Source organism: Streptomyces flavofungini (genome assembly GCF_041028215.1).
In the GTDB taxonomy this organism is placed as follows: domain Bacteria; phylum Actinomycetota; class Actinomycetes; order Streptomycetales; family Streptomycetaceae; genus Streptomyces; species Streptomyces flavofungini_B.
The window spans coordinates 1-1,085 of the sequence record NZ_JASKYR010001375.1 but is presented as its reverse complement, the minus strand read 5'-3'; the positions used below and the strand labels follow the sequence as shown (position 1 = coordinate 1,085).

Genomic DNA, 1,085 nt, shown 5'->3' with positions numbered 1-1,085 from the left:
CGTCGAGCTTGTCCTCGTCGAGTCCCGGCGCGTCGAAGGGGTTGCGGCGGCGCCGGTGCGGCAGCGCGAGCAGCGCGGCCTGCCGTACGTCCTCGCTCCGCACGTCCGTACGCCCCGCCCAGGCGGCGAGCGCGGTCGCCGTGCGGGCCATGACGATGTCCGCGCGCATGCCGTCGACCTCGAACGCCGCGCAGGTCGCAGCGATCTGCCGCAGCGCGCCGTCGCCCAGGGTCACCTGGGGCAGCAGCGCCCGCGCCGCGACGACACGGTCGCGCAGCGCGGCCTCGTCGTCGGCCCAGCGGCCCGCGAAGGCCTCGGCGTCGTCGTCGTAGGCGAGGCGCCGCCGGACGACCTCCACGCGCTGGTCGGTCTCGCGGGACGCCGCCACCTCGACGGTGAGCCCGAACCGGTCGAGGAGCTGCGGGCGCAGCTCGCCCTCCTCCGGGTTCATGGTGCCGACCAACAGGAACCGCGCGGCGTGCCGCACGGAGACGCCTTCGCGCTCCACATAGGAGGCACCCATGGCGGCGGCGTCGAGCAGGAGGTCGACCAGATGGTCGTGGAGCAGATTGACCTCGTCGACGTAGAGGATGCCCCGGTGCGCGTCGGCCAGGAGCCCCGGCTCGAAGGCCTTCACGCCCTCCGCGAGGGCCCGCTCGATGTCGAGGGCGCCGACGAGCCGGTCCTCGGAGGCGCCGACCGGCAGCTCGACCATGCGCGCGGGCCGCGCGGTGGCACCGCCCGCCTCGTGCGGCCCGTCGGGGCAGTTCGGGTCGGGGGCGGCCGGGTCGCACGAGAACCGGCACCCGGCGACGACCGGCACCTCGGGCAGCAGCGCCGAGAGGGCACGTACGGCGGTGGACTTGGCGGTGCCCTTCTCACCCCGCACGAGCACGCCGCCGACGGCGGGCGACACGGCGTTCAGGAGCAGCGCGAGCCGCAGGTCGTCCTGCCCGACGAGGGCGGTGAAGGGATACGGGGTACTCACGGGGCCTCCTTGGCGGCGTGGGGCGTGGCGGGACTCGGGGGAGCGCCCGGGGAGAGGGCCTGCGCCGTCACGACGGTGCTCCCGGCGGGATGAACGG

General features: G+C 75.8%; 1 protein-coding gene. It reads right to left on the bottom strand.

Going from position 1 to position 1,085, the window contains the following annotated elements; all coding sequences use genetic code 11:
* On the bottom strand, positions 1-988 hold a 988-nt coding region (locus tag AB8Z36_RS41150), incomplete at its 3' end, for an ATP-binding protein (protein WP_369218447.1).
* Between the last annotated feature and the right edge of the window lie 97 nt (positions 989-1,085).